A 26622-nucleotide genomic window follows, 5' to 3' on the forward strand; every position below is an offset into this window, starting at 1 on the left:
TTGCCGCCGTTTCGCTGGTTGCCTCGAACAGACTACTGACGAGGTGGTGACGCAACAGGTTGCAACCATTGACCCTTGGTTCATCCGGTCGGCTGCTCCATGATCAGGCTTTGCCTGCCGCAGGTAACCTGCATGTCTCGTTTCTCTCGCCCATCGGCGTCTGCACTGGGGCGCTTTCTCAATCTCGGCGGCACTGGCGCACGCATCGCCGGGAACCTGCTGGTGCAGCGCATCACCCCCGGCAAGGCGCGTATCGACTGGGCGCCGATCGGGGCGTTGCTGGGGGATACGCTGGGGCAGATGAAAGGCCCGGTGCTCAAACTCGGCCAGCAAGCCTCGCAATGGCAGGACGTCCTGCCCCCACCGGTCAGCGCGGCGTTGTCTCGTCTGCAGAATCAGGTGCCGTCGCTGCCGTTCGCCTCGCTCGAATCACAGCTGCAGCATCGCTATGACGGGCGCTTGTACGAACTGTTCGACACCATCGAAGCGCAACCCGCCGCGGCGGCGTCCCTGGGGCAGGTGCATCGGGCGCGTGACCAGCAGGGGCGGGCGTTGATCATGAAAATCCAATACCCGGGCATCCGCGCCATCTGCGACGCCGACCTGCGTCAGCTGCGCCGGCTGATGCCGCTGGGGCGATTGTTCGGCACGCCCTCGGCGCGCCTCGAATCCGTCTACCGTGAGTTGCAGCGCGGCATCGACCTGGAACTCGACTACGACGCCGAGCGCCGAAACCTGGAGTGCTTCGGTCAGCACTTTGCGGGTTGGCCAGGCGTGCATATTCCCTTTGCCGCAACGGAGCTGTGCCGTCCAGGTGTGCTGGTGCTGGAGGAGCGGCCGGGGCGCTCGATGAACGAGGTTGAACAGGCGTCCGCCAAAATTCGGCAGCGCCTGGCCGAAGCGCTGTGCGACTGGCTTGCCGAGCAGGCGTTCGGCCTCGGGCAGCTGCACGCCGATCCGCACCCGGGCAATCTGGCCTGGACCGAGACGGGGGAGCTGGTGGTCTACGATTTCGGCAGCGTCGTGCCACTGCCGGAGCGTTTACTACGCGCTTATGTGCAGATCTTCGATGCCCTGCGCGGCCCCTCCGGCGAGGCGTTGGAGGCTGGCTTCCAGGCACTCGGCAGTCGCCAGCCCGGCAGCGCGCCGCCGCATGGTCTGTATCGACGCATCCATCTGCTGCTGCACCCGTTGCTGCAACCGGGTGCGCAATGGGATTTTCGCGGCGCGTCGCTGCACCAGCAGCTGGTCGAACTCTCGCCGCTGCTGATGTCTGCGCTCGGCAGTCTGCAGCCGGCGTCCGGTACGCTGCTGGTCAACCGCACGCTGGAAGGGCATTACTGGAACCTCTACCGACTTGGCGCGCGCCTGCCGGTGGCTGACCTGCTGGCGAACCATATCGAGCACTGGCGCGCCGGCCTGCAAACCAACAAACCGGGCTGAGCGCTCGATCTGGCTGAGCGCTACACTGGCGACGGAAGTCCCGGACTGGGCGCACTCTTCGATGACCTAGGCCTTGAAAGCCTCGGGGAATGCACGGCGCTTTCGTGACACGAAACCCTCCAGAAAGTAGCTTGAAATAGCGGGGAGGCGTTGCCTCGGTAGCAGCGGGCCGGTGGAGCCAGGGGCAGGGACTGCTGATTTTCTGCTACATGGAGTGTCGTTTCTGATTGCCGGTGGCGCGGCAGCTTTTGGCTCACGCAGACGGACTCATCCTGAAATAAGCCCAGCAGCCCAGTAGTAGGTTTCGAGCAGGAACGCAACGACAAGACTTTGCTGAGCATATCGATTACGTTGTTCGAAACGCCTGCAGGAAACGCCTCCGCAAGCGGACGCAACGGGACTCAGGTCGAGCCTGCCGCGAGGGAAAAGTATGCTCGAATAATTTTTTCCCACAGGAGTCGGTCATCGCGCCAGGCGAGCTCCCTCTCTGTGCATGGTTTCACGATGGGAGTTGGTGGTCCGTTTGCGTATATTCTGTTGAAGAACCGCAGCGCTACATACGGACCCGGGCACACGCGAACATAAGACAGGCTTTGGCAGATGGATCTATATAAGCAGGGATTGTTCGCCTTTATTTTGCTGCTGGCAGTGGCACAGACATGGGCAGCACCAGAGGTAGTAATTGGCGAGCACCCGGTCAAGCAGACCGATTTCCGGATGGGCTATTTTATTGACGCCTCGCACAACCTGACGTTTGACCAGGCCAGAGCCCAGCCATTTAACGAAACCGGCAACCGGACCTCTCTTGGCGCTGATGCGAAGGTCGCCTGGTACCGGCTCATTCTGCGCAATGCTTCGGGTACCGTTCAGAAGCTGTTTGTTCATCTTCCGCACGCATACCATCTACGCTCTGTTGAAATTTATGAGGAGCGGGACGGCGAGTTGCGGCAACGCGAACAGCTTGATATGAACCAAGCTGCCGGTTCCGACTTGATGTTTCGCGGAACTTTAGTGTTCCCGCTGGCGCTTCCCGCGCAGCAGTCCGCCACGCTGTACGTGCGCAGCGTTTCTTATTCGCACCAATGGTTCGCGGTCGATATTTACAACGAGAGAGCGTCGCGTCTGGCATTGGTAAGTATCAATACCGATATCGCTCTGATGGTCGGCATGTTGCTCGCTCTGGTGTTCTACAACGCGCTGCTGTACTTCGCCACCAGCAACAGGGAGAACATCTACTATTCGCTTTACCTTATTTCTGGGTTGACCTGGATCGCGCTCTCCTACGGCCTGATTGCCAGCGTGTTTGATGGGTATGGTGACGCGGTTTTCCAGTTGAACATCTCGCTGATTACGATGCCCATCTTCTTGCTGCTGTTCATGATGTCTATCTTCGAGACGAAGCTGCTCTATCCGACTGAGCACCGCTTTCTGCAAGTGCTGATTGCGCTCCTGGCGATCACCCTCATATGGTCCTTTTTCGATATTTCGGCTGCGCTCAAACCGGCAAGCAGTCTGGCGGCCCTGATGATGCTGGTCACTTTTTCGGTCAGCATCTCGCTGTATCGCAAAGGTCATCCGCTGGTAAAGTATTTCCTGGTCGGTCACAGCTTCTTCGTACTGTTCAATGTTCTCGCCGTGCTTACTTATAAAGGCATCCTTTCACCGAGCTATATAAGCAGTCATGGGGTTGGCATCGGTATCGTGCTCGAAGCGCTGACGCTGGCATTCATCATCTCGCACCGAATCAAGCTGTTGGAGGATATGCGTGCCTCTCAAGAGGACTTGAAGAAGCAGGCGGCCACTGACCCGCTGACCAAGCTGTATAATCGACGGTACTTCTTTCCAGAATCAGATTACTTGCTCAAACTGGCCAGAAGCTCCCATACTTTTATATCGATCGTGACGCTCGATATCGATCATTTCAAACGCATTAACGACTCCCACGGCCACGCCAGTGGCGACCAAGTCATCAGGCACTTGGCGAAAACACTGAAAGAAGAAAGCCGCACTATTGACCTGGTTGCTCGTTTGGGCGGCGAGGAGTTTGTCGTTCTGCTGCCAGGTGTTAACGTCATGGAGGCAAGCCAATATGCCGAGCGTATCCGTTGCGCAGTGCAGTCGTTGCAAGTCGCTTCCAGCATAGGCGAGAGCATCCAGGTCACGGCAAGTATCGGTGTCGCGGAGATCGATGTCATGCACGAGGGCATCGAATCCGCGCTAGCGCGTGCCGACGAAGCGCTGTACGTGGCTAAGAAAACAGGGCGCAACCGGGTGTGCCAAGCAGAGCCCGCTAGGGTTTCCCGCGTCGAAGCGCTTTAGTGACGAACGCACGTGCCAACGCCACGCTCTCGCGCGGCGGTCGTCCCACCCGTCCATGCGTCGACGGCACGAACCGCTCGATCTCCACGCACTTCCCGATGCGCAGCCGGCGCGACATCGTCGGCGTCAGCGATGCAGAAACATCCGCTTCGACCAGGGGCAACAACTTGGTGCTGAACATGATGATGGAACTGCGTCAAACGCTCGCGCAGGGCAGTATTCGTTCGGCGGGTGTGGTTGCTCTGTTTCGAGACCACAATCACGCCTCCGATGGCGACACCCGCTCCATTCTTTTTGCGCCGTTGCTAACAGGCAGGAATTCACTCGCACAGGGTGTTTTCGCAAGAGCCTCCAAAAGTTCTTAGCAAAAACTCGTCGATCTGATCGTAGCCCGCATCAGGCTGGCATCTGGCCGAGTATTCAAGACGATGTCCACAGCGTTATCTGCTTTTGTGGATAATACTCCGAGCCCAAACGCGGCGGGGCTTGCAGCAATGGTTGCGCGTTTAGAGCGCTTCGCGGGTTTTGCCTCGGTAGACACGCAGTACGTCAGCCATCACTGAAAGGGCGATTTCGGCCGGCGTCTTACTGCCGATGTCCAGTCCGATGGGCATGTGGATACGCTGGATTTGCTTTTCGTCAAGCCCACCGACGCGCTGCAACCGTTCGGCCCGCTTGGCAGAGGTCTGGCGTGAACCCATGGCGCCGATATAAAACGCGGGGGTTCGTACCGCTTCCATCAGTGCGAGATCATCAATGCGCGGATCATGGGTCAGTGCGACCACGGCGGTGGCTTCGTGACACGCGCCTGAAGCGATGAACACAGAAGGTAATATCGGCTGAACTTCGATGCCTTCGATCAGCGTGCCCTGCATTTCCTCGCGCGGGTCACAAGCAATCACTTCGCAGCCAAGCGCTCGGGCAAAGCTGGCGCACGCCTGTGCGACGGGGGAGACCCCTGCAAGTAGAAGCCGAAGCGCAGGGCCGATGCGAATATCCACCTGTTCATCGTTGAGACTGGTCGGTTCACCGCCTTGGTCGGCCAGCAGTTTGACGGCACCGGTCGTCAGGTTTACTCGCCGCAGCAAGCGCTGTTGGCCCTGCAGGGTTGCCTGTAGCGTGAGCAGATGGGAATACCATGTGGGGTTCGGTCTGTGGCGCTCCACCAGCACCTGCAGGATCCCGCCGCAGGGCAACCGTAGGCGACGCCGGTCGTCATCGGTTTCGCCGTAGCGAACGATCTGCGCGGGTGCTTGCAGTTCGCCCTGCGCCAGGCTGGCGAGGAATTCTTCCTCGACGCATCCGCCGGATAACGAGCCCACATGAGCGCCATCGGCCCGGGCAACGAGCAGCGCACCCGGCGCTCGCGGCGCCGATCCGTAAGTCGACAATACGGTGCAAAACCATACGTCATGTCCGTCCGCTACCCATTGAAGTGCCTGATCGATTACCTGCAGATCAAGGTGTTGCATATCCATCCCTCTAACGATTCGGCGAGACTCGGCCGCCGTTATGGATCGGACAGCCAGAAGGGCGTTCTGCTGCAAGGAGTTTCAAGATTACGTACCAAGTTCAGTTACTCAGCTGGAATTCTCTGCCACGGTTAGCTGCATGAATGACCAGCAGGAGATGACTCATGCCGCGCGACCAGATTCAATTCCAGCCAGGCCTTTCGCTAACCCATATTTGTCAGCTCCCCCATAAAAATAGAGCCAAAACGTATTCGCCATCGTCGATGAACACCCGGTCGACCACGCCATCGAAGGGCATCACCAGCGTGCGATCCTCGAGGTCAAGCCGGGCCTGCTGGCGCTGGGCCTGGAGCTGCTGCTTGCGGGCCTCGAGTCCGGCGAGCTGGCGCTTGAGCACCGCCAGTTCTTCGCGACCCGCCTGGGCATTCTGCCACTGGGCGCGGGCCCCCGCCGAGATCCTGGCGCGCGGTCTCCAGGGCGATGCGGGTCTGGTCCAGCTGCGCCTGGTTGGCCGCGTTCCGCTTGACCAGCTTCTCCATGCGCTGATTGTCGATCTTCGCCAGCCGGAGCCTGGCCTCGGCCGCGGCCAGCGCGGCCTCGGCGACCTCGATGGCGCTCTGGGTCTGGTGATCGACCATCTGCAGCCGGGCGGCGGTCTCGTCATGGCTGGCGGCGTTCGCGGCGAGCTGGGCGTCGAGTTCCTGCACCTGCAGGCGACTCTCGCGGCTGTCGAGCGTGACGACAGTCCGGGCCCGGGCGGCGGTATCGCCCTCGATGACCTCCACGCCGGTCACCCAGCCGGGTACGCGGCTGCTCATCACCACCATGTCCGCGGCGACCCGCGCATCGATGACATTGACATGGGTGAACTGATCGAAGAGCCAGGCGCCGCCGCCGGCGAGCAGCGCCAGGCCGAGGACGAGCCCCGCCAGCAGTCGTCGGCGTTGCCACCAGTACACACGCGACCTGTCGGCCGGTGACATGGATGAGGGAGACTGCGCCGCCTCAGGCTGAGATTCCGCCATGTCATGTAACCTTGCTGAAGATAAGCTGCCGGTCATCGTCGGCGGTCGTGGTCCCGAGCCTGCCGACGATCCGCTCGAAGACCTCCAGACAGGTCTGCAAATCATCTGCGGCGATGCCCGCCAGGATCTCGCCGCGCACCTGGCCGGCTACGCTCTGGATGCGTTCGAGAATGGGCGTGGCCTTGGGTGTCAGATGCACCGTCTTGACCCGCCGGTCGCCGCTGGTGGCGTGGCGCTCGATCAACGCCTGCGACGCCAGCCAGTCCAGCGAGCGCACCAGCGTCGGCCCCTGCACATTGAGGGTGCGCGCCAGGGTGGTTTGCGTGACCGGCTCCTGCACCCGGGACAGCTGCAGCAGGATCCGCCAGCGCGACTCGGTCAACCCGTACGGCGCCAGGCGCTGGTCGATCTCCGCGCGCCATAAGCGTGAGACCTGGCCTAGCATCTGGCCGAACATTTCCCGCGGATCGCCAGCTTGCATGTCGACTCCTTCTGCCTGGGGCAATGTTAGCACGCATGTAAATAGGTAGCTAGCTATCGAATTAACGAGTGAGACGAGACCCCACTGCATCTTGCAATACCGGCTTGCTTGTCGCTGTCGCGTTCAGCCTGGCGCACCCAGCGGCGCAGCGTTTCAGCGGTACAACCGATTCTGGCGGCAATACGCAGTAATCGAGCAGATGCCGTCCACTGCGACTCATGGTCGCTTTGGTGTTCCACCATCAGCCGAACGGCCCGCTCACGGACTTCAGGTGAATACTTCGTCGAGCATTTTCATGGCTCCGTCCTCTCAAGAGTCGGAGCCTTCGGGGAAGCCGGGGCGGTTCAATAGCTTGGCTGGATGACGGTGAAAGCGACGGTAAAGCCTGCATCGATTTCTCTAACCATGCGGGTTTAGGCGACCTATTGAAGGATGGTGCGGTAGTGACTCAGTCAATCAGTGCATGACAGCAGGTGTGTCGATACGTCGCCAGATCGCCTCGGAAAAGCTGTAAATAGCGAAGGCCACCAATCCAAGGCCAACCAACGATAGCCAGAACGTGCCGAAGGGCAAGCTTTGCAACGCATTCAGAGCATCTTCCAGGCCCGGCGGGTTGGTTGGCTCGTAACGGCTGCCACCTGTGAAGAGCATGCCGGCAACTACGAGAAAGGCGACGCCGCGTGCGATGAGACCTGCGCGAGAAATGGGGCGAACCCATTTCATGACGTGTTCGGATGCGTAGAAGTACTTTTCGAACTTGGCTTTCCAGCCCTTGATGATGTGGGCAATACCAACGCCCAAGGGTACCAGCGCAACCAGATAGATCAGGTAGTTCGAGTATTTCCAACCAAGCAGGCCCGACAGGAAATCGCCGCCTGACCCGCCGCTGCCGCCTGATCCGCCGATGGAGCTACCAAGCAGGCCAAGGGTGAATAGGGCAAGCAGGGTATAGGCCACCGCACTGCCTACGAGACCTGCACGGATCACTAAGCCCTTGGCATCGGTGCCATGGCCTTCCGGGTCGGTAATCGCCTGCGTTAAGCGCCACGCCACGTAAGCCACGAGGCCGACAACCATGATCCAGAGCAAGGTCTCCCCAAAGGGCTGGCCTAACAATTGTTGAATGGCGCCTTTGGTGCCGACGGTGTTCCCGCTGCCGATGCCGGCCATAAAGGCGAATATGCCGACAATCAGATAGACAACGCCTCGTGCGGCGTAGCCGCTTCGAGCGAGCCAGGTGATGCCGCGGCTGACTTCGCCTTTGGCCTGGGCTGCAGTGGGGTGCATGGCGCCTCCTCGATATGGATGAGTGTCTCCTTAAGTAGACGCGGGATTAGGCGCTAGGGTTCGCTGTTACTAATTGAGGGGCTTTGGCGGGGCATTGCTTGCCTGCTGCGACATAGCGCACGAAGCTGTAGCATGATGCAAATGCGAGCGATTCCAATCCAGTTGCTTGTGCCACTGCTCGTGCAGTTTTGATGAGAATGAAATGACTTTTACCCGAAGGAAAGTGCTGTCCGGGTTAGCGGCGCTCGCGGCGTTGGGCGTGGTCGGTGGCGGCGCACGCTATTGGTTTGGGCGTCCTGCTGATCCCGTTACCCATGATTACGAGCTGATCGCAGCTCCAGCTGATATCGAGTTGATCGCCGGCACCAAGACCCCAGCATGGTGCTACGGTGGGCAGGCGCCGGGCGCCGAATTGCGCGCCAGACAGGGGGAGTGCTTGCGGGTGCGCTTCACCAATCACCTGCCGGAGCCCACCACCATCCATTGGCATGGCATCCGCCTGCCGCTGAACATGGATGGGGTTCCTTATGTCTCCCAGCTGCCTGTCTTGCCCGGCGAGTCGTTCGATTATTTGTTTCAAGTGCCGGACGCGGGGAGTTTCTGGTATCACCCACACACGTCGAGCGCCGAGCAGCTGGGGCGCGGCCTGGTAGGGCCATTGATCGTCGAAGAGCGTGAGCCGAGCGGGTTTCGCCATGAGCGAACGCTAAGCCTCAAGAGCTGGCATGTCGACAAGCAGGGACACTTCACCGATTTCAGCGTACCGCGAGAAGCTGCCCGAGGAGGAACACCTGGCGTATTGTCGACCATTAATGGGGAGCACGCGCCAACCCTTGAACTGCCGGCGGGCCAAGTGGTGCGTTTGCGCATCATCAATCTCACCAACACCGTCACCTACCGGGTGAACCTGCCGGGTGGTAATGCGCGTATCTATGCGATCGATGGCAACCCGATCGCGCCGCGGCCGCTGGGCAAAACCTATTGGCTGGGGCCGGGTATGCGCATCGACCTGGCCTTGAAGGTGCCGCCTGCTGGCGAGCAGCTGTCTTTGCGCAATGGCCCATTGCGGCTGGCGACGCTCGCTTCGATCGCCACGACAGAAGACGAGGGTAACTGGCCGGCACCGCTGCCAGCCAACCCAATCGCTGAACCGGACCTGCAGCGGGCCGAAACGCTGCGCTTCAACTTCGAGTGGGCCGGCACGTTGTCCAGCGACGCGGGGCAGGGCGACGCGTTCACGTTCTGGCAGATCAATGGTCAGGCTTGGGACATCAATGACAAGACCTGTGCGGATCGGCCCATTGCCACGTTGAAGAAAAACGGTCATTACTTATTCGAGCTGCGCAATCTCAGCCAATATCAGCACCCGATTCATCTACATGGCATGACCTTCAAGGTCATCTCGTCCAACCGCAAACGAATCGATCCCTGGTATACCGACACTTACTTGCTCGGCAAGAACGAGACGGCCCGAATCGCGCTGGTGGCGGATAATCCAGGTGTCTGGATGTTCCACTGTCATGTGATCGATCACATGGAAACCGGGCTGATGGCGGCGATTGAAGTGGTTTGATGGAAGCGACAGGCGGGTGGAATAGATGAAGAAGCCGATGATCATTGATCGTTCCCGCGATGATGAGTTCATGCGCGAGGCGTTGTCGCTTGCGGCCGAAGGCGCAAAACGAGGGGAGGTGCCGGTCGGTGCGGTGGTCGTACAGGATGGCAAGGTTATCGGCCGCGGTTTCAATTGTCCGATCTCCACTCACGACCCCAGTGCTCACGCTGAGATGGTCGCGATTCGCGATGCAGCGGCGAGCCTGGAAAACTATCGGTTGCCGGGCAGCACGCTGTACGTGACGCTGGAGCCTTGCAGCATGTGCGCAGGCTTGATCGTCCACTCGCGTATTCAGCGGGTGGTGTATGGCGCCACGGAGCCCAAGGCTGGCGTTGCGATCAGTCGCGGAGAGTTCTTTTCGCAGCATTTCCTCAACCACCGCGTGCTGATCGAAGGCGGGGTGAGCGCGGAGGCGTGCAGCCAGGTGCTGAGCGAGTTCTTCAAGGGGCGCCGCCTCAAGACGCGAGGAGGCGAGGCGGAACTAGGATCGTTGGAAGGCTAAGGCGCAGCGCTGTAAGCAATCAGACGTTGCTGCTGTAGCGGCGCACGCCCGCGTCTGGCAGCTTTTCGTGGGCGGCCACGCTGCCCTGCGCAGGAAACACCACCAAATGGTCGGCAGCAATGGCAATACCGACTTCCTGGCCAGTCGGGTAGTCCGCGTGGCTGGGAAATATGCCCTCCAGCTGATTACCGGTAGGCAGCTGCAGGCGATACAGCGTCGAGGCACCAAGGAAAGTCTTGCCGACAATGAGCGCCTTGAGTCTGCTTTCCGGCGAATAGACGATGTCATCCGGACGCAGCAGGACATCCACCGAACTGCCAGCCGGCATGGTGTAGGCGCGGTTGCCGCGAATGACGCCCAGTTCGGTCTGTACCGTCTCCGGGTCGATCAGCTGGCCGCGGATGAAATACCCCTGGCCTATGAAACTCGCCACGAAGGGTGTAAGCGGCTCATGGTAGAGGTTGAACGGCGTGTCCCACTGTTCCAGCCGACCATCCTTGAACACACCGACCTGATCGCTGACAGCGAAGGCCTCTTCCTGATCGTGGGTGACGAGAATGGCGCTGGTGCCACGCGCCTTGAGAATTTCGCGAACCTCGTGGCTCAGGCGCCGGCGCAGGTCGCCATCGAGGTTGGAGAAAGGCTCGTCTAGTAAAAGCAGTTCCGGCTCGGGCGCAAGGGCTCGGGCGAGCGCAACACGTTGTTGCTGGCCGCCGGAAAGCTCGTGCGGATACCGCTTGCCGAGCGGCGCGAGGTGCACCAGCTCAAGCATCTCTCGCACGATGCGTTGCGATTGCGGATGCCTGCGGATGCCGAAGCCAATGTTTTCGGTCACGGTCAGGTGCGGGAACAGGGCATAGTCCTGAAACACCATGCCGACTCTGCGCTTCTCGGGCGCCAGGGTGAAACCACGGCGCGAAAGCACGGCGTCGCCGAGTTGGATCTCGCCTTCGTTGACGTGCTCGAATCCGGCGATAGCCCGCAACGTAGTGGTTTTACCGCAACCGGAGGGCCCCAGGAGACAACCGATATCGCCGCGATTCAGGTGCAGATTGAGGCTCTGCACGATGCTCTGACCGCCATAGCCGCAGTCGAGGTTACGCAGATGCAGCAGCGGTTCATGGCTCATGCGTGGTGGTAAGCCGGCTCGACCAGAAACTCAAGCAGGGCCTTTTGTACATGCAGGCGGTTTTCGGCCTGTTGCCAAGCCACTGCTCGCTTGTCGTCGAGCAGGTCATGGCTGATCTCCTCGCCGCGATGCGCCGGCAGACAATGCATGAACAGCACGTCTTCGGCTGCCGCGTCGAGCAAGGCAGGGTCGACTTGATAGGGGCGGAAGGTGGCAATCCGAGCGGCGACTTCGTCCTCCTGGCCCATGGAGGCCCAGACGTCTGTGCTGACCAGATGTGCACCCGCTACCGCTTCGCGTGGGTCACGGAATACCCGTACCCGGTCACCGGCCTGCGTGAGCAGCTCCCCCTTGGGCTCGTAGCCCTCCGGGCAAGCGACACGCAGCTGGAAATCGAACTGAAGCGCGGCCTCCATATAGGAGTTGCACATGTTGTTGCCATCCCCGACCCAGGCGACGGTCTTGCCCGCGATACTGCCGCGCAGCTCATGAAAAGTCTGCATGTCGGCCATCAGTTGGCAAGGGTGAAGATCGTCTGAAAGGCCGTTGATCACCGGCACCGAGGAGTTCGCTGCGAACTCGGTCAGCGTCGAATGAGCGAAAGTGCGGATCATGATGGCGTCGAGCATGCTCGACATGACGATGGCTGAGTCGCTGATCGGTTCGCCGCGGCCCAATTGCGTGTCGCGCGGCGAGAGAAACACGGCTTGGCCGCCGAGCTGAATCATCCCCGCTTCGAAAGACAGTCTCGTGCGGGTCGAGGCTTTTTCGAAAATCATGCCCAGGACGCGGTTTTTCAGCGGCTCGAACAGAATGCCGCGCTCGCGCAGATCCTTCAGCTCGATGCCGCGACGGACCAGGCCTGACAGCTCCTGGGGCGTGCAATCCATCAGTGAGAGAAAATGCCTTGCGCTCATATCAACTACCTTTTATTACCGCAGTCTTTTATTACCGCAGTCGAGGCCGGGGATTTCGACGAAAAAGAAGGGCCTACGACAGGGGTCGCATAGATGGCGACGAAACGGGAAAGGCGCGATCTTATCCAGAAAGTCTCAGCCGGCGCAAATCGGCCTCGGCGCGCCGGGTTTCTGCGCTACAGGCGAGCTGTGCCGGATGCGATCAGATAAAAGCCGAGCTCGTGACTCGGCTTTTAGGCTGCTGTTCTGTACAATGCATGGCAACCGAGACTAGCCGAGGTGCCCCATGGATATCATCGAAACCATCAAAGAGCAGATCGAAAAGAACCCGGTCCTGCTTTATATGAAAGGCTCGCCCAACGCCCCGCAGTGCGGCTTTTCTGCCCGTGCGACCCAGGCCGTGATGGGCTGTGGCGAGAAATTCGCCTATGTCGACATCCTGCAAAATCCTGAAATCCGCACCAATCTGCCGAAGTATGCCAACTGGCCGACCTTTCCCCAGCTGTGGGTGGATGGCGAGCTGGTCGGTGGCAGCGACATCATCCTGGAAATGTTCGAAAAGGGTGAGCTGCAACCGCTGATCAAGCAAGCCGTCGAGAAAACTGGCGCCTGATCGCGACTCTGAAAGAGAACCCGCCTGGCAGCGGGTTTTTTTTCGTCGGTATTTCGGCTCGCTCAGGTCAAGAAGCGACTCGTATTTACGATGAACTGCTAGGCAATAACGAAGAAATGGGAGCCGAGGCTCCCATTTCATTACAGCATAGACGCTTTACGCGTCCATCTGCGACTGCAGATAGTTCTCCATGCCGACCTTGCCGATCAGGCTCAGTTGGGTTTCCAGCCAGTCGATATGTTCTTCTTCGGATTCCAGGATGTCTTCGAGCAATTCGCGGGTGCCGTAGTCACCGACGCTCTCACAGTAGGCGATCGCGACCTTGAGATCCTGGATGCCACCTTGCTCGAGCTTGAGGTCACATTCGAGCATTTCTCGAGTGTTTTCACCGATCAGCAATTTGCCGAGGTCCTGCAGGTTAGGCAGACCTTCGAGAAACAGGATGCGCTTGATCAGCTTGTCAGCATGCTTCATCTCGTCGATGGATTCTTCGTACTCATGCTTGCCGAGCTTGTCGAGTCCCCAGCCTTCATACATGCGCGCATGCAGGAAATACTGGTTGATGGCGACCAGTTCGTTGCCAAGGATCTTGTTCAGATGCTGAATGACCAGCTTGTCGCCTTTCATGTCGGTGTCCTGCGTCGAATCGGATTCGTTGATAAGCGCAGTCTGGCCACGAACCTAGCCGCTGTCAAACCTAAGTCCTTGAATGATAAAGGGTAAAGCGGAATAAGAATAAGTCTGTTCCGCGACTTGGTGGCAAGGCCTTGATTCGCGGGCGGAAAAAGGCCGGGCATGTGCCCGGCTCCGGAATATCGACAGGGTTTCAGGCGGACGCAAAACCTGCAGGGTAAGCGAGCGATGTGCTGGCGCTGTGGATATCGCTCAAGGTTTCGCGAACGACCTGTTTGGCGACGCACGCGCATTTACCGCATTGCGTGGCCACGCCAGTAGTGTCTCGCACTTCACGATAGCTGCAGCAGCCTTCGTAGATGGCTTCTCGGATCTGGCCGTCGGTAACGCCCCGGCAAAGACATACGTACATATGAACTACCCGTTGGGTCTGCGAATAATCGGATGCTAAATATAATGAGAACGATTGTCAAAGAACGTTCGTCGGATTTTACCTACTCCGGGCGGCGCGGGAAGCCACGCTATGGTCGCCTCTGAGGCTGTGCCAATAGGCTAAACTGCATCTCCTTTTGCCGCCTGGAGCTGTCATGGCCCTGCAAGCCACACCTTATAAGGTAGAGATCAATCTCACCGATCTTGACCGCCACGTGTATCAGGACCTGCGCTTCACTGTTGCTCGGCATCCCTCGGAAACAGAGGAGCGGCTGGTTGCACGGCTGATCGCCTACGTGCTTTGGTATGACGAAAAGCTTGCCTTCGGCCGCGGGCTGTCGGATGTCGATGAGCCGGCGCTGTGGGAGAAGAGCCTCGATGACCGCGTGCTGCACTGGATCGAGGTCGGTCAGCCGGATGCCGAACGGATCACCTGGTGCTCGCGGCGCGCCGAACGTTTCAGCCTGGTGGCCTACGGCAATCTGCGGGTATGGCAGACCAAGGTGCTCGACAGCGTGCGCAGCCTGAAGAAGATCAACGTGGTAGCGGTGGGGCAGGAAGCACTGGAGGCCGTCGCGCGCGATCTGCCAAGGTCGGTCAGCTGGAGCGTGATGGTCAGCGACGGGTCATTGTTCATCACCGACGAACGCGGCCAGCATGAAGTGCCGCTGGAGTGGTTGGTTGGCGAGCGCGGCTGAGGCGTTCGCCGACTGTACCTGCTCTCTTGTCTGAATCAGGATCGCCAGAATTGGGTTATGCATACCGTGCGCCCCTACAGGCCGGGTTGCCGTCTGTGGTACTGCGCCGCTGACATCCTCATTGCCACTGGGCGAGCAACAGGCGTTGCTCGCGCTGCGCAGCCTGCAGGGCTATCGGCTTCAGGTGGATCTCGGTGCCTGGCAGGCACTGCGCCAGACGAGCGACTGCCAGTGGCGTCAGGGCGCCAAGCCGGGGATAGCCGCCGATGGTTTGCCGGTCGTTGAGCAGGACGATGGGCTGCCCATCCGGCGGCACTTGAATCGCCCCCAATGGCACGCCTTCGGAAATCATCGACTGTCGTGAACTGCGCAGCACTGGACCGAGCAGGCGGATACCCATGCGATCGGCGCGCTGGTCCACCGTCCATCCGCTGTTGAATGCGTCGAACAGGCTCTGCCCGCTGAAATCGCCGATCTGCGCGCCAAGCACAACCTGCAGCGGTTCTGCCGATGACAACGGTGTGATCAGATCGCTATCGAGTGCATGAGGCTCGGGCGCGGCGCCGCTCCAGTGCAGCCGATCACCTTGGTTCAGCGGCTGGCCATCGCCGTGCAGGCCGCCAAGCGCCTCGCGGCGTACCGTCGCGCAACTGTCCAGGGTCAGAGGCGCATTAAAGCCGCCCGGGGCGGCGAGATAGGCGCGCACGCCTCGACGCGGCTGGGCAAAGGTCAGGCGTTGACCCTTGCGAATATTGAAGCTGCGTCCCGGTTCGAGCGGTTGGCCATCAAGCGTTGCCGCCAGGTCCGCGCCGCACAGCGCAAGGCAGCTGTCAGCTTCGGCCAGCAGGGCGAAATTTCCAAGGGTGATTTCGATGGTTGCGGCCTGCAGCGGATTGCCCAACAACCAGTTGGACCATGCTTGAGATATCCAGTCCGCCGCGCCGCCCTGGGTCACGCCCAGGTGACGGACGCCAAACCGGCCGCCGTCCTGCAGGCTGGCCATGGCGCCGCTGCGCTCGATCAACAGGCTCATGGTGTCACCTCAAAAGGACTGTCGTCTCCGCCAAGCCGAACGAACTCGGCGCGTTCGATGGGCTGGAATCGCACGCGGTCACCGGGTTGCCAGATGCTGTAGCCGTCCAGTTCCCGATCGAACAGGCGCGTCGGGCTGCGGCCGATGAGGTTCCAGCCGCCGGGCGAAACCAGCGGATAGATGGCCGTCTGGCGGTCGGCGATCCCTAGACTGCCGGCTGGTACCTGCTTGCGTGGTGTCTGCAGGCGCGGGCTGGCGAGGCATTCGTCGACCAGCCCCATGAAGGCGAACCCCGGCGCAAAGCCCAGCGCGAAAACCTGATAGGTCCGGGCGCTGTGGCGCTCGATTACGCCGGAAACGCCGAGCCCGCTGCGCTGCCCCAGTGCGTCGAGTTCCGGGCCGACGCTTGGGTCGTACCAGACCGGGATGTCCAGTTCGCGCGCCTGGCCCTCTGCATCCGGCTGCAGTTCATGCAGCGCCTGCGCTACCCGCTGACGCGCCTGGTCGTCATCCAGTTGAGCCAGGTCGTAATGAATGAGAAGGGTGGTGTAGGACGGCACCAGATCAATCATCGCGGTGCCGAAGGTTTCACGCAGGCGCCGTGCAGCGGCCAGCAGCCAGGGCATATGGGCTTCGTCGATCTCGTCGAACAGGCGCAGCATCAGGCTGTCGATGCCGACGACTTCGATACGCGCCTTCATGCCGGCAGGTTCTCGAGCGCCTGCCGGATGCGCTGCACGGCGGCGACCGAACCGGCGTTGTCGCCGTGGACGCAGAGTGTGTCGGCGCGCAGCACCAGAGGGCTGCCGTCGCTGGCGGTCAGCGGTTCGCCCTTGGCCAGGCTCAGCGCCTGGGCCGCGACGGTATCGGCATCGTGATGTACCGCCCCGGGCAAGGCTCTGGATACCAGCATGCCGGCCGCATCGTAGGCGCGATCAGCGAACACCTCGAACCACAGCATCAGGCCCAGTTCGTCCGCCAGCGCTTGCGCAGCGCTGTTATCGCAGGTGGACATCAGCATCAGGGGAAGCGACGGAGAATAGGCGGTAACCGCACTCATTACTGCGCGGAGGAGTTCGGGCGTGCGCATCATGTCATTGTAGAGCGCACCGTGCGGTTTGACGTAACGGACCTGGGTGCCCTCGGCGCGACAGATGCCATCCAGCGCGCCTATTTGATAGAGCAGCATGTTCTCCACTTCGTCCGGCGTACACGCCATGGAGCGGCGACCGAAGCCGACCAGATCGGGGTAGGCCGGATGTGCGCCGATCTGGACGTCATGCTGCGTTGCCAGCGCGACGGTGCGTCGCATGATCTGCGGATCCGACGCATGGAAACCGCACGCCACGTTGGCGCAATCGATGAACGGCATGACCTCGGCATCCAGGCCCATGGTCCAGGCCCCGAAGCTCTCGCCGATGTCGCAGTTGAGAAGTAGACGTTTCATACCAATCCTCGCTTAACTGCAGGCCCGAACCGGCATGCCGGTGGGTGAGTGACGTTACGATGATAAATTATCGATGATTTATCAATAAAAACTTAATGTAAGGCTTCCTGAAGGTCGCTGCAGGCTCATTGCTGTATGCTTACCGACCCGATTCACCGGGCGACATCACGCTTCGCCCTTCAGGTCATGGTCCACAAGATGGTTGACGCTAAATCCCCTCGGCCGTTGCGATCGTCCATCGTCGCGTCGGCGCATCTCGCCGAACAATCGCAGGAACTTTCCGAGCTCGAGTACGGCATCATCGTTGCCAGCGCGGCGCTAATGCGCTGGATGGAGCGCTGCATGAAAGCTTCTGGTGCCATGGAAATGAACGCGCTGGACGTCATGGTGCTGCACAATCTGGCGAGCCGCGGCCGTGCCAAGCGACAAGCGGACATCTGCCTGCTGCTTAATATCGAAGACACTCACACCGTGACCTACGCCTTGAAGAAGCTCGGCAAGCTCGGTCTGGTGGAAGGCGAGAAGCAGGGCAAGGAAATGTACTATCGCCCCACTGAAAAGGGTTGCGCGCTGTGCCGGGAGTACGCCGATATCCGTCGTGAATGCCTGATCGCATCCTTCGAAAACCTCAACATCGACCCTGACGATATTCACCGTCTCGCCGGGCTGCTGCGTGCCATGTCCGGTCTCTACGACCAGGCCGCGCGCGCTGCTACATCACTCTGACCCACTTCACGCTGCATGCCGGATAATCAACAGATGCGCATCGAATCCCGTCCTCTTCCCGCACTGCTCCCCGACCTGGGCGACCTGCCGCCGCTGCTGACGCGTCTCTACGCAGCCCGTGGTGTGCAGTCCATCAGCGAGCTGGACAAGGGCCTGGCGCGGTTGATCCCCTATGGCCAGCTCAAGGGCATCGATGCCGCTGTGGTATTGCTGGTCGAGGCGCTGGAAGCCCGCCAGCGCATCCTCTTCGTCGGCGACTTCGATGCCGACGGCGCCACCGCCAGTACCGTCGGCGTGCTGGGGTTGCGCCAATTGGGCGCAGCCCATGTGGATTATCTGGTGCCCAATCGCTTCGAGTATGGCTACGGCCTGACGCCGGAAATTGTAGCCGTGGCGCTCGAGCGTCGGCCTGATCTGCTGGTGACCGTGGACAACGGCATCTCCAGCGTGGATGGCGTCGCGGCGGCCAAAGCGGCGGGGCTCAAGGTGCTGGTGACCGACCATCACCTGCCGGGCTCGGAGCTTCCGGCGGCCGATGCCATCGTCAATCCCAATCAGCCGGAATGCGCCTTCCCGAGCAAGTGCATCGCCGGGGTCGGGGTGATTTTTTATGTGCTGCTGGCCTTGCGCGCCGCGCTACGTGAAAAAGGCTGGTTTACCCGCAATGGTTGGGCCGAGCCGAACCTGGCCGAGCTGCTGGACTTGGTTGCGCTCGGCAGCGTTGCCGATGTGGTGCCGCTGGACGCGAACAATCGAATCCTCGTTCACCAAGGTTTGGCTCGGATCCGTGCTGGTCGTGCACGGCCCGGGTTAAGGGCAATTCTGCAGGTGGCCGGGCGCGATCACAGCCGCATCACCTCGACTGATCTCGGGTTCATCCTTGGCCCGCGACTGAACGCGGCGGGGCGGCTGGACGACATGGCCCTGGGCATCGAATGCCTGCTCTGCGAGGACGAAACGCTGGCGCGCGACATGGCCGTTCAGCTCGACCAGCTCAACCAGGACCGCAAGGGCATTGAGCAGGGCATGCAGCGCGAGGCGCTGGCGCAGTTGAAGGATTTGCCACTCGAAGACATGCCGTTCGGCCTCTGCCTGTTCGAGCCGGACTGGCACCAGGGCGTCATCGGCATCCTCGCTTCACGGCTCAAGGAACGCTATCACCGTCCGACCATCGCCTTTGCCGATGCCGGGGAGGGCGTGCTGAAAGGCTCCGCGCGTTCGGTGCCGGGCTTTCATATCCGTGATGCACTGGATGCTGTGGCGGCGCGCCATCCCGGCCTGATCAGCAAGTTCGGCGGCCACGCGATGGCGGCTGGTCTGTCGCTGCCGGAGGCGAATTTCGGCGCGTTTGCAGCGGCCTTCGACGCTGAGGTGCGGCGCCAGCTGTGCGAGGACGACCTCACCGGGCGACTGTTGACGGACGGGCAGCTGAACATCGAGGAGTTCCATCTGGAACTGGCCAAGGCGCTGCGCAATGCCGGGCCCTGGGGGCAGCATTTCCCCGAGCCGTTATTCCACGGCGTGTTTCAGCTGGTGCAGCAGCGACTGGTCGGCGAGAAGCACCTGAAGATGGTGCTCAAGAGCGAATGCGGCTCGCTGACCCTCGATGGCATTGCCTTCAACATCGATCGCGAGCTCTGGCCCAACCCCACCGTGCGCTGGGCCGATCTGGCCTACAGGTTGGACGTGAACGAGTTTCGCGGACGTGAAAGCGTGCAGCTACTGGTGGCGCATATCGCGGCGCGTTGAGCGATCTAATCTGCCCGCTGGGACATGCCTAGGCTAAGAAGCCTTAGGTGAGTCGCTGCTGCGTGGAGGCCTTGATCGCGAGCAGGCTCGCTCCACACAAGAAGAGTAGCGGCTCGGGTGGTCCGTCGCCGCTACACTTGCCGAGCCTGCGCAAAGACATTTCGCCCAGCGCGTCCCGAGACGGTGGACAACCAGCGCATGACCCGGAGATTATACAGTCACGTCGAGTCGGAAGCCTTTAACCACCCCTACGCCTAAGTTGCCGATACCACGGGGCTCGACGAGAAGACCATCCGCGAGATCTTTAGGAAGAAGGCCAAGTTCCTGGCGGCTTGGCACCGCTTTGAGACGCCTCGCTGCCTGGGTATCGATGGGCTGTACCTGAACCGCCGTTATCGCTGCATCCTGACCAATCTGGAGGAACCTGCTCTGCTGGACTTACTGCCCGGCCGACAGCAGGATGCCGTAATCAGGCGCCTTGTGAACATGCCCGAGCGCCACAAAGTATGTCCAAAACGTATCCCATACAGTCGAGGTTTCCATGACACAGCTCTTCCAACCGCTCACCCTGCGCCAGCTGACCCTGCCCAATCGTATTGCCGTATCGCCCATGTGCCAGTACTCGGCCAAGGCTGGCATGGCCAACGATTGGCATCTGGTGCACCTGGGCAGTCGTGCGGTGGGTGGCGCGGGGCTGGTGATCATCGAGGCAACTGCAGTTACGGCCAACGGGCGGATCTCACCCGAGGACCTGGGCATATGGTCGGATGAGCACATCGAGCCGCTGCGGCGTATTACGCGCTTCGTCGAGGCTCAGGGTTCGGTCGCCGGCATTCAGCTGGCGCATGCTGGGCGCAAGGCCAGCACCTGGCAGCCGTGGCTCGGACGCCACGGTAGCGTTCCCATCGCCGCTGGAGGCTGGACACCGGTGGGGCCGTCGACCATTGCCTTCGACCCGGAGCATGCGGTGCCCACTGCGCTCGATGACGCAGGGATCGCAGGCGTCATCCAGGCATTCGTTCGTGCCGCCGAGCGCTCCCTGGCGGCGGGCTTCAAGATCGCAGAGATACACGCCGCCCACGGCTATTTGCTGCATCAGTTTCTTTCACCGCTTTCCAACCAGCGTCAGGATGGCTATGGCGGTTCGTTTGAAAACCGCATCCGGCTGCTGCTGGAGGTTACCCAGGCGGTGCGCACCGTATGGCCGGAGGAGCTGCCGCTATTCGTTCGCCTGTCGGCAACCGACTGGGTTCAGGACGGATGGAATTCGGATGAAACCGTCGAACTGGCGCGTCGGCTGAAGGGGGTGGGCGTCGACTTGATCGACGTGTCGTCCGGCGGTACGGCGGTCAATGCCGAGATTCCCGTTGGGCCGGGTTATCAAACCCAGTTTGCCGAGCAGGTCCGCCGCGAAGCGGGTATCGCCACCGGCACGGTCGGCATGATCACCGAGGCGGTCCAGGCCGAACACATCCTGCGCACCGGTCAGGCCGACCTGATCCTGCTGGCGCGGGAGCTGTTGCGCGACCCTTACTGGCCGTTGCACGCCGCCGAAGATCTGCGTGATAGCTCGGTGCCCTGGCCCGCCCAATATGTACGTGCAGCCCATCGTAATACACCGATCCGGCAGGTTCCCGATTTGCTCGACTGACCCCTCCATTCGCAAGCAGGAAATACCATGAAAGCCTCCGGTTTGCTCGATCAGCTGCTCAAGTCTGGGCAGGACCTCCTACAAAAACAGCAGAACTCCGTTACGCCTCCGGGCGCTCCCAAGGGCAGCAGCAGCGGCTCGCTCGGTGACATGCTTTCCGGCGCAGGCGGACCACTCGGCAGCTTGCTCGGAGGTGCGGGCGGCGGTGGGAAAGGCGCGCTGGCAACCGGCGCGCTTGGCATGTTGCTCGGTAGCCGACGAGGGCGTCGCATGGGTGGCAAGGCCGTCACTTATGGCGGCCTGGCCGCGCTCGGCATGCTGGCCTACAAAGCCTACGGCAACTGGCAGGCACAGCAGGGCGGGGCCGGGGTGACTCAGCCGAACCCCACTCAGACCGAGCCAAAGACAGTCGACCGACTACCACCCGAACAAGTGGAAGAGCATAGCCGCGGCATCCTCAAGGCGCTGGTCGCCGCGGCCAAAGCCGACGGACATGTCGACGAGCAGGAACGCAAGATGATCGAGGCTGAACTGGCCCAGCTCACTGATGACCCCGCTTTGCAGCGTTGGCTTGAAACCGAGCTGAACAAACCGCTCGATCCGGTAGACGTCGCCGCGGCTGCTACCACGCCCGAAATGGCGTCGGAGATGTATATCGCCAGTGTACTGATGGTGGACGAAGAGCAGTTCATGGAGCGTGCCTACCTGGACGAGCTGGCCCGCCAGTTGCAGCTCGATGCGGGGCTGAAGGCCGAGCTGGAAAGCCAGGTGCGTGGCGTTTCCGCCTGACCGCATGCGGGGCGGTCGCTGGACCGCCTCCGCTCGTTGCTGAACCAACTCCGCTTGACTTTGCCGCCCCGGTGGTCCCGTGTGGGCTGTCAGCAGCGGCCTGCTGCGCTATAATCGCCGGCTTTTCGCACCGTCCGATTGAGAGCTGCCGACCTATGGAAATCAACCCGATCCTCAACAGCATCAAGGACCTGTCCGAGCGCACCCTGTCAATTCGGGGGTATCTTTGACTACGATCAGAAGCATGACCGGCTAGTCGAAGTAAACCGCGAACTCGAAGACCCGAACGTCTGGAACAACCCCGAGTACGCCCAGAATCTGGGCCGTGAGCGCGCCACCTTGGCGCAGATCGTCGAAACCATCGACGACCTCGAGGGTGGCCTGGCCGATTCCCGCGACCTGCTCGACATGGCCGTCGAAGAAGACGACCAGGGCGCCGTGGACGACGTCGCCGCCGAGCTCGACCGCCTGCGCGGCATCCTCGAAGGGCTGGAATTCCGCCGCATGTTCAGCGGCGAGATGGACCCCAATAACGCTTACCTCGACATTCAAGCCGGTTCCGGCGGCACCGAAGCCCAGGACTGGGCCAACATGCTGCTGCGCATGTACCTGCGCTGGGCCGACAAGCATGGCTTCGACGCCACCATCATGGAGCTGTCCGAGGGCGAAGTCGCCGGCATCAAGGGTGCGACCCTGCATATCAAGGGCGAGTATGCCTTCGGTTGGTTGCGCACCGAGATTGGCGTTCACCGCCTGGTCCGCAAGAGCCCGTTCGACTCGGGCAACCGTCGCCACACTTCGTTTACTGCGGTGTTCGTCTCGCCGGAAATCGATGACAACATCGAGATCGAGATCAACCCGGCCGATCTGCGCATCGATACGTACCGCTCCTCCGGTGCCGGTGGTCAGCACGTCAACACCACCGACTCGGCTGTGCGTATTACCCACGTACCGACCAACACTGTGGTCAGCTGCCAGAACGAGCGTTCCCAGCACGCCAACAAGGACACCGCCATGAAAATGCTGCGGGCCAAGTTGTACGAGCAGGAAATGCACAAGCGCAACGCGGCGTCCCAGGCACTGGAAGACTCCAAATCCGACATCGGCTGGGGCCACCAGATCCGCTCCTACGTACTCGACCAGTCGCGCATCAAGGACCTGCGCACCAACGTCGAGCGCAGCGACTGCGACAAGGTGCTCGATGGCGATATCGACGAATACCTCGAAGCCAGTCTGAAGCAAGGGCTTTAACGCTACTGAGCTTGGCCAGCGTGGGTGGGCTGAAGCGGAACGCCGCCCGGCCCACCCAACTCGAGTTCCAGTGTCCAGATGTAGGGTGGGCTTCAGCCCACCAAAATAGGGGCAGGCCATGGTGGGCTGAAGTGAAACGCCTTCCAACACACCCTCCCCGGGATTCATTCATTCGATCCAGGCATTTTTAAACCATGAGCGAACAACCGCTGAACCAGCACGCCATCCACGAGGAAGAGAACAGCCTGATCCTTCAGCGCAAGGAGAAACTGGCCGCCGAGCGTGCCAAGGGCAATGTTTTTCCCAATGACTTCCGTCGCGACAGCTATTGCAACGACCTGCAGCAGAAGTACGTCGACAAGACCAGGGAAGAGCTGGCTGAAGCGGCGATCCCGGTGAAGATTGCCGGACGCATCATGCTCAATCGTGGCGCCTTCATGGTGCTGCAAGACATGACCGGGCGCATCCAGGTCTACGTCAATCGCAAGACGCTGCCGGCCGAGACCCTGGAAGCGATCAAGCACTGGGACCTGGGCGACATCATCGCCGCCGAAGGCACCCTGGCGCGTTCAGGCAAGGGCGATCTTTATGTCGAGATGACAGACGTTCGCCTGCTGACCAAATCGCTGCGCCCGCTGCCGGACAAGCACCACGGCCTGACCGACACCGAGCAGCGCTACCGCCAGCGTTATGTCGACCTGATCGTCAACGAGGAGACTCGCCACACCTTTCGCGTGCGTTCGCAGGTGATCGGGCATATCCGCACGTTCCTCAACGAGCGCGACTTCCTCGAAGTCGAAACGCCGATGCTGCAGACCATTCCCGGCGGCGCCGCGGCCAAGCCGTTCGAGACCCATCACAATGCGCTGGACCTGCCGATGTTCCTGCGTATCGCGCCGGAGCTGTACCTCAAGCGCCTGGTGGTTGGCGGCTTCGAGCGTGTCTTCGAGATCAACCGCAACTTCCGTAACGAAGGCGTTTCGACCCGGCACAACCCCGAGTTCACCATGCTGGAGTTCTACCAGGCCTACGCCGACTACGAAGACAACATGGACCTCACCGAAGAGCTGTTCCGCGAGTTGGCGCAGCTGGTCCTGGGCAGCACCGATGTGCCCTACGGCGACAAGCTGTTCCACTTCGGCGAGCCCTTCGCGCGGCTCTCGGTGTTCGATGCGATTCTGAAGTACAACCCCGAAATCAGCGCTGCCGACCTGCAGGACATCGACACCGCACGTGCCATCGCCAAGAAGGCCGGCGCCAAGGTGCTCGGCTTCGAAGGGCTGGGCAAGCTGCAGGTGATGATTTTCGAGGAACTGGTCGAGCACAGGCTGGAGCAGCCGACGTTCATCACCCGTTATCCGTTCGAAGTCTCGCCGCTGGCGCGTCGCAGCAACGACGACCCAAGCGTCACCGACCGCTTCGAGCTGTTCATCGGCGGCCGTGAAATCGCCAACGCTTATTCCGAGTTGAACGATGCCGAAGACCAGGCCGAGCGCTTCCACGCGCAGGTCCGCGACAAGGACGCCGGCGACGACGAGGCCATGCATTTCGATGCCGACTTCGTCCGCGCGCTGGAATACGGCATGCCGCCGACCGCGGGCGAAGGCATCGGCATCGACCGACTGGTGATGCTGCTGACCAACTCGCCATCGATCCGCGACGTGATCCTGTTCCCGCACATGCGTCCCGAAGTCTGAGCATGGCGCGCAGCCGCGCAGCCGCGCAGCCGCGCAGCCGCGCAGCCGCTCGGATGTTCGGCCGAGCGGCCGTCATACCCACGCTGTGATTCGAGATCGCGGCGGGGGTCCGGGGTGTCCACCAAGGTCATGCTCAGGCCTAAGCGGCATCGTGGATGTTACCCAGTTGGCCTCTTCGGCCGGGTTCAGATCGGTCGATGTCCGCCGACACACATCCATACGCCTAGCGGGCCGTTCGCGAACCGGGCACGGATTGCCAGGGTCCGCTGGTGTATAACTTGAAGGCGACGGCTCATCACTGACGAGGTACGGATGAATACCGGCAACAACCTGGATGAATACCAACTCACGGTGCGCGGCCTGTCCGATCGCATCGTCGAAGCGCAAACCCCGGTGCGGGTGCTCGATGCGGTGAAGTGGGACGACAACGTCCGCCAGGGTTTTTTCGCCGCCGGCGGCCGTGAGCTGCCCAAGGTCGACCGCGCCTACTACGAAGGCCGTCCGCTGGGCTTCGATTCCAGCGCGAAGAAGGAAGAGTTCCAGAACATCGAGCGCGACATCACTCGTCAGCTGGGGCAGTTCAACCCGGTGGGGCAGATCATGCGACGCATGTGCAAGGAATACCGCATGGTGATCCGCATGCTCGAGGCTCGCGGCACCGCCGATTTCGGCCTGATTTCCCAAGAGCTTTATGGTGCCGCTTCGGACGCCTTCCATGCCGGTGACCCGACGCTCGCCGACCTCGGGCTGATGCTTTCCGACTACCTGAACAACATCGCCGACCGCGGCGATCTGAAAGACGAAGCCAAAACGCTCGACGCCCCGCAGGCGGTGGACATGCTGCAGCGCCGGCTGGACTTGGTGTTCGGTGAAGGCGAGGGCGTGATCCGGGTGTTCGAGTCCGACGGCATCCTCGCCGACGCCGCCGCTGGCGCCGACTACATCAAGATTCGCAGCGATGCGATGTTCAACGAACGCGACGTGCGTGCGCTGGAGGTCCACGAGGGGCTGGTGCATGTCGGCACCACGCTCAACGGCCAGAACCAGCCGATCTGCACCTTCCTCGCCAAGGGTCCGCCGTCATCGACGGTGACCCAGGAAGGCCTCGCAATCCTGATGGAGGTCATCGCCTTCGCGTCTTACCCGACCCGCCTGCGCAAGCTCACCAACCGCACCCGCGCCATCCACATGGCCGAAGAAGGCGCGGATTTTCTGGACGTGTTCGGCTTCTTCCGTGAGCAGGGTTATTCGGAGGAAGACAGCTACGGCAATGCCAGCCGCGTCTTCCGCGGTTCGACGCCCGATGGTTTGCCCTTCACCAAGGACCTGTCTTACCTGAAGGGCTTCATCATGATCTACAACTACATCCAGCTGGCGGTGCGCAAGGGCAAGCTGGAGCAGATTCCGCTGCTGTTCTGTGGCAAGACCACGCTGGAAGACATGCGCACCCTGCGCCAGTTGGTCGAGGAGGGCATGGTGGTGCCGCCCAAGTACCTGCCCCAACAATTCCAGGACCTGAACGCACTGTCGGCCTGGATGTGTTTTTCCAACTTCCTCAATCACCTGAGCCTGGATCGGATCGAAGCGGATTACGCCAATATCATCTGACCGGAGCGCACGAAAAGCCGGAGTTTTCGCTCCGGTTTTTTGGTTGTGCGCCAGGTATGGCGCGTTGCGCGCAAGCGCAACCAGTTCGGCTGTGGTGGCCACGCC

26 protein-coding genes and 2 pseudogenes are annotated in these 26622 nt (G+C 61.2%); 16 read left to right on the plus strand and 12 right to left on the minus strand.

The window, feature by feature from the left end; translation table 11 throughout:
- Positions 1 to 132: 132 nt before the first annotated feature.
- The 3 genes from NA637_RS11825 (at position 133) to NA637_RS11835 (ending at position 4127) form a co-directional block, all read left to right on the plus strand.
- Positions 133 to 1443, plus strand: coding sequence for an ABC1 kinase family protein (locus NA637_RS11825; protein ID WP_256072434.1), 1311 nt, complete (start codon positions 133 to 135; stop codon positions 1441 to 1443).
- Between the two features lie 600 nt (positions 1444 to 2043).
- On the plus strand, positions 2044 to 3762 hold the full coding sequence (locus NA637_RS11830; RefSeq protein WP_256072435.1) for a sensor domain-containing diguanylate cyclase: 1719 nt from the start codon (positions 2044 to 2046) through the stop codon (positions 3760 to 3762).
- A complete protein-coding gene (locus NA637_RS11835) occupies positions 3762 to 4127 on the plus strand; it encodes a hypothetical protein (protein WP_256072436.1) in 366 nt (121 codons plus the stop codon). Before NA637_RS11830 ends, NA637_RS11835 begins: the two co-directional genes overlap by 1 nt.
- Positions 4128 to 4268: 141 nt before the next feature.
- On the opposite strand, the gene NA637_RS11840 is transcribed toward NA637_RS11835, so the two are convergent.
- Both NA637_RS11840 and NA637_RS11845 read right to left on the minus strand, forming a co-directional pair.
- Positions 4269 to 5234 carry an XdhC family protein gene (locus NA637_RS11840; protein ID WP_256072437.1) on the minus strand — a complete coding sequence of 322 codons (966 nt, stop codon included), beginning with the start codon at positions 5232 to 5234 and terminating at the stop codon, positions 4269 to 4271.
- A gap of 217 nt (positions 5235 to 5451) precedes the next feature.
- A complete protein-coding gene (locus NA637_RS11845; protein ID WP_256072438.1) occupies positions 5452 to 5631 on the minus strand; it encodes a hypothetical protein in 180 nt (59 codons plus the stop codon).
- Between NA637_RS11845 and NA637_RS11850 the strand changes: the two genes are divergently transcribed.
- The gene (locus NA637_RS11850) at positions 5624 to 6214 is read left to right on the plus strand and encodes a hypothetical protein (RefSeq protein ID WP_256072439.1); all 591 of its coding nucleotides are present in this window, start codon (positions 5624 to 5626) and stop codon (positions 6212 to 6214) included. The two genes, NA637_RS11845 and NA637_RS11850, sit on opposite strands and share 8 nt — an antisense overlap.
- A gap of 46 nt (positions 6215 to 6260) precedes the next feature.
- Here NA637_RS11850 and NA637_RS11855 read toward each other — a convergent pair whose 3' ends face one another.
- From NA637_RS11855 to NA637_RS11865, 3 genes and pseudogenes are all read right to left on the minus strand, one after another.
- Entirely contained in the window at positions 6261 to 6740 is a 480-nt protein-coding gene (locus NA637_RS11855; RefSeq protein ID WP_256072440.1) for a MarR family transcriptional regulator, read from the minus strand.
- A 98-nt stretch (positions 6741 to 6838) separates the two neighbouring features.
- Positions 6839 to 7033: pseudogene (locus tag NA637_RS11860) on the minus strand (transposase); the annotation flags it as partial.
- A 163-nt stretch (positions 7034 to 7196) separates the two neighbouring features.
- On the minus strand, positions 7197 to 8027 hold the full coding sequence (locus NA637_RS11865; RefSeq protein WP_256072441.1) for a DUF1206 domain-containing protein: 831 nt from the start codon (positions 8025 to 8027) through the stop codon (positions 7197 to 7199).
- A gap of 202 nt (positions 8028 to 8229) precedes the next feature.
- On the opposite strand from NA637_RS11865, the gene NA637_RS11870 reads away from it, so the two are divergent.
- Positions 8230 to 9600: a multicopper oxidase family protein gene (locus tag NA637_RS11870; RefSeq protein WP_256072442.1), complete on the plus strand. Its 1371-nt coding sequence runs from the start codon at positions 8230 to 8232 to the stop codon at positions 9598 to 9600.
- A gap of 25 nt (positions 9601 to 9625) precedes the next feature.
- Positions 9626 to 10144 carry a tRNA adenosine(34) deaminase TadA gene (tadA, locus tag NA637_RS11875; protein WP_256072443.1) on the plus strand — a complete coding sequence of 173 codons (519 nt, stop codon included), beginning with the start codon at positions 9626 to 9628 and terminating at the stop codon, positions 10142 to 10144.
- 19 nt (positions 10145 to 10163) lie between these two features.
- On the opposite strand, the gene NA637_RS11880 is transcribed toward tadA, so the two are convergent.
- The gene (locus NA637_RS11880) at positions 10164 to 11273 is read right to left on the minus strand and encodes an ABC transporter ATP-binding protein (protein WP_256072444.1); all 1110 of its coding nucleotides are present in this window, start codon (positions 11271 to 11273) and stop codon (positions 10164 to 10166) included.
- A complete protein-coding gene (gene argF, locus NA637_RS11885; RefSeq protein WP_256072445.1) occupies positions 11270 to 12190 on the minus strand; it encodes an ornithine carbamoyltransferase in 921 nt (306 codons plus the stop codon). Before argF ends, NA637_RS11880 begins: the two co-directional genes overlap by 4 nt.
- Positions 12191 to 12476: 286 nt before the next feature.
- Here argF and grxD point away from each other — a divergent pair, with 286 nt between their 5' ends.
- Positions 12477 to 12803 carry a Grx4 family monothiol glutaredoxin gene (gene grxD / locus NA637_RS11890; protein ID WP_256072446.1) on the plus strand — a complete coding sequence of 109 codons (327 nt, stop codon included), beginning with the start codon at positions 12477 to 12479 and terminating at the stop codon, positions 12801 to 12803.
- 156 nt (positions 12804 to 12959) lie between these two features.
- Here grxD and bfr read toward each other — a convergent pair whose 3' ends face one another.
- Positions 12960 to 13430 carry a bacterioferritin gene (bfr, locus tag NA637_RS11895; RefSeq protein ID WP_256072447.1) on the minus strand — a complete coding sequence of 157 codons (471 nt, stop codon included), beginning with the start codon at positions 13428 to 13430 and terminating at the stop codon, positions 12960 to 12962.
- Between the two features lie 199 nt (positions 13431 to 13629).
- Positions 13630 to 13848 (minus strand): bacterioferritin-associated ferredoxin, encoded by a 219-nt coding sequence (locus NA637_RS11900; protein WP_256072448.1) that lies wholly within the window; start codon positions 13846 to 13848, stop codon positions 13630 to 13632.
- Between the two features lie 175 nt (positions 13849 to 14023).
- Between NA637_RS11900 and NA637_RS11905 the strand changes: the two genes are divergently transcribed.
- On the plus strand, positions 14024 to 14566 hold the full coding sequence (locus NA637_RS11905) for a YaeQ family protein (protein ID WP_256072449.1): 543 nt from the start codon (positions 14024 to 14026) through the stop codon (positions 14564 to 14566).
- A 118-nt stretch (positions 14567 to 14684) separates the two neighbouring features.
- Here the strand turns inward: NA637_RS11905 and NA637_RS11910 are convergent, their stop codons facing one another.
- From NA637_RS11910 to NA637_RS11920, 3 genes are read right to left on the minus strand one after another with little or no spacing between them, the layout of a single operon-like run.
- Positions 14685 to 15599 carry a biotin-dependent carboxyltransferase family protein gene (locus NA637_RS11910; protein WP_256072450.1) on the minus strand — a complete coding sequence of 305 codons (915 nt, stop codon included), beginning with the start codon at positions 15597 to 15599 and terminating at the stop codon, positions 14685 to 14687.
- Positions 15596 to 16300: a 5-oxoprolinase subunit PxpB gene (pxpB, locus tag NA637_RS11915; protein ID WP_256072451.1), complete on the minus strand. Its 705-nt coding sequence runs from the start codon at positions 16298 to 16300 to the stop codon at positions 15596 to 15598. The genes NA637_RS11910 and pxpB overlap by 4 nt, the downstream gene beginning before the upstream one ends.
- Positions 16297 to 17046, minus strand: a complete 750-nt coding sequence (locus tag NA637_RS11920) for a 5-oxoprolinase subunit PxpA (RefSeq protein ID WP_256072452.1) — start codon at positions 17044 to 17046, stop codon at positions 16297 to 16299. The genes pxpB and NA637_RS11920 overlap by 4 nt, the downstream gene beginning before the upstream one ends.
- Positions 17047 to 17244: 198 nt before the next feature.
- On the opposite strand from NA637_RS11920, the gene NA637_RS11925 reads away from it, so the two are divergent.
- The 8 genes and pseudogenes from NA637_RS11925 to NA637_RS11960 all read left to right on the plus strand — a co-directional run bounded on the left by NA637_RS11925 (position 17245) and on the right by NA637_RS11960 (position 26517).
- A complete protein-coding gene (locus NA637_RS11925) occupies positions 17245 to 17772 on the plus strand; it encodes a winged helix DNA-binding protein (protein ID WP_336605500.1) in 528 nt (175 codons plus the stop codon).
- A gap of 33 nt (positions 17773 to 17805) precedes the next feature.
- On the plus strand, positions 17806 to 19521 hold the full coding sequence (recJ, locus tag NA637_RS11930; RefSeq protein ID WP_256072454.1) for a single-stranded-DNA-specific exonuclease RecJ: 1716 nt from the start codon (positions 17806 to 17808) through the stop codon (positions 19519 to 19521).
- A 90-nt stretch (positions 19522 to 19611) separates the two neighbouring features.
- Positions 19612 to 20028, plus strand: a pseudogene (locus NA637_RS11935) (ISL3 family transposase); the annotation flags it as partial.
- Between the two features lie 34 nt (positions 20029 to 20062).
- Positions 20063 to 21172, plus strand: coding sequence for an NADH:flavin oxidoreductase/NADH oxidase (locus NA637_RS11940; protein ID WP_256072455.1), 1110 nt, complete (start codon positions 20063 to 20065; stop codon positions 21170 to 21172).
- Between the two features lie 27 nt (positions 21173 to 21199).
- Positions 21200 to 21961, plus strand: coding sequence for a tellurite resistance TerB family protein (locus NA637_RS11945; RefSeq protein ID WP_256072456.1), 762 nt, complete (start codon positions 21200 to 21202; stop codon positions 21959 to 21961).
- A 155-nt stretch (positions 21962 to 22116) separates the two neighbouring features.
- A protein-coding gene (gene prfB, locus NA637_RS11950) for a peptide chain release factor 2 (RefSeq protein ID WP_256072457.1) occupies positions 22117 to 23212 on the plus strand; the annotation gives its coding sequence in 2 pieces (ribosomal slippage) (positions 22117 to 22188 and positions 22190 to 23212; 1095 coding nt in all).
- Between the two features lie 194 nt (positions 23213 to 23406).
- Entirely contained in the window at positions 23407 to 24909 is a 1503-nt protein-coding gene (gene lysS / locus NA637_RS11955) for a lysine--tRNA ligase (protein ID WP_256072458.1), read from the plus strand.
- A 312-nt stretch (positions 24910 to 25221) separates the two neighbouring features.
- Entirely contained in the window at positions 25222 to 26517 is a 1296-nt protein-coding gene (locus NA637_RS11960; protein ID WP_256072459.1) for a flavohemoglobin expression-modulating QEGLA motif protein, read from the plus strand.
- The last annotated feature ends 105 nt before the right edge of the window (positions 26518 to 26622 follow it).

The organism is Stutzerimonas stutzeri, from assembly GCF_024448935.1.
In the GTDB taxonomy this organism is placed as follows: domain Bacteria; phylum Pseudomonadota; class Gammaproteobacteria; order Pseudomonadales; family Pseudomonadaceae; genus Stutzerimonas; species Stutzerimonas stutzeri_AO.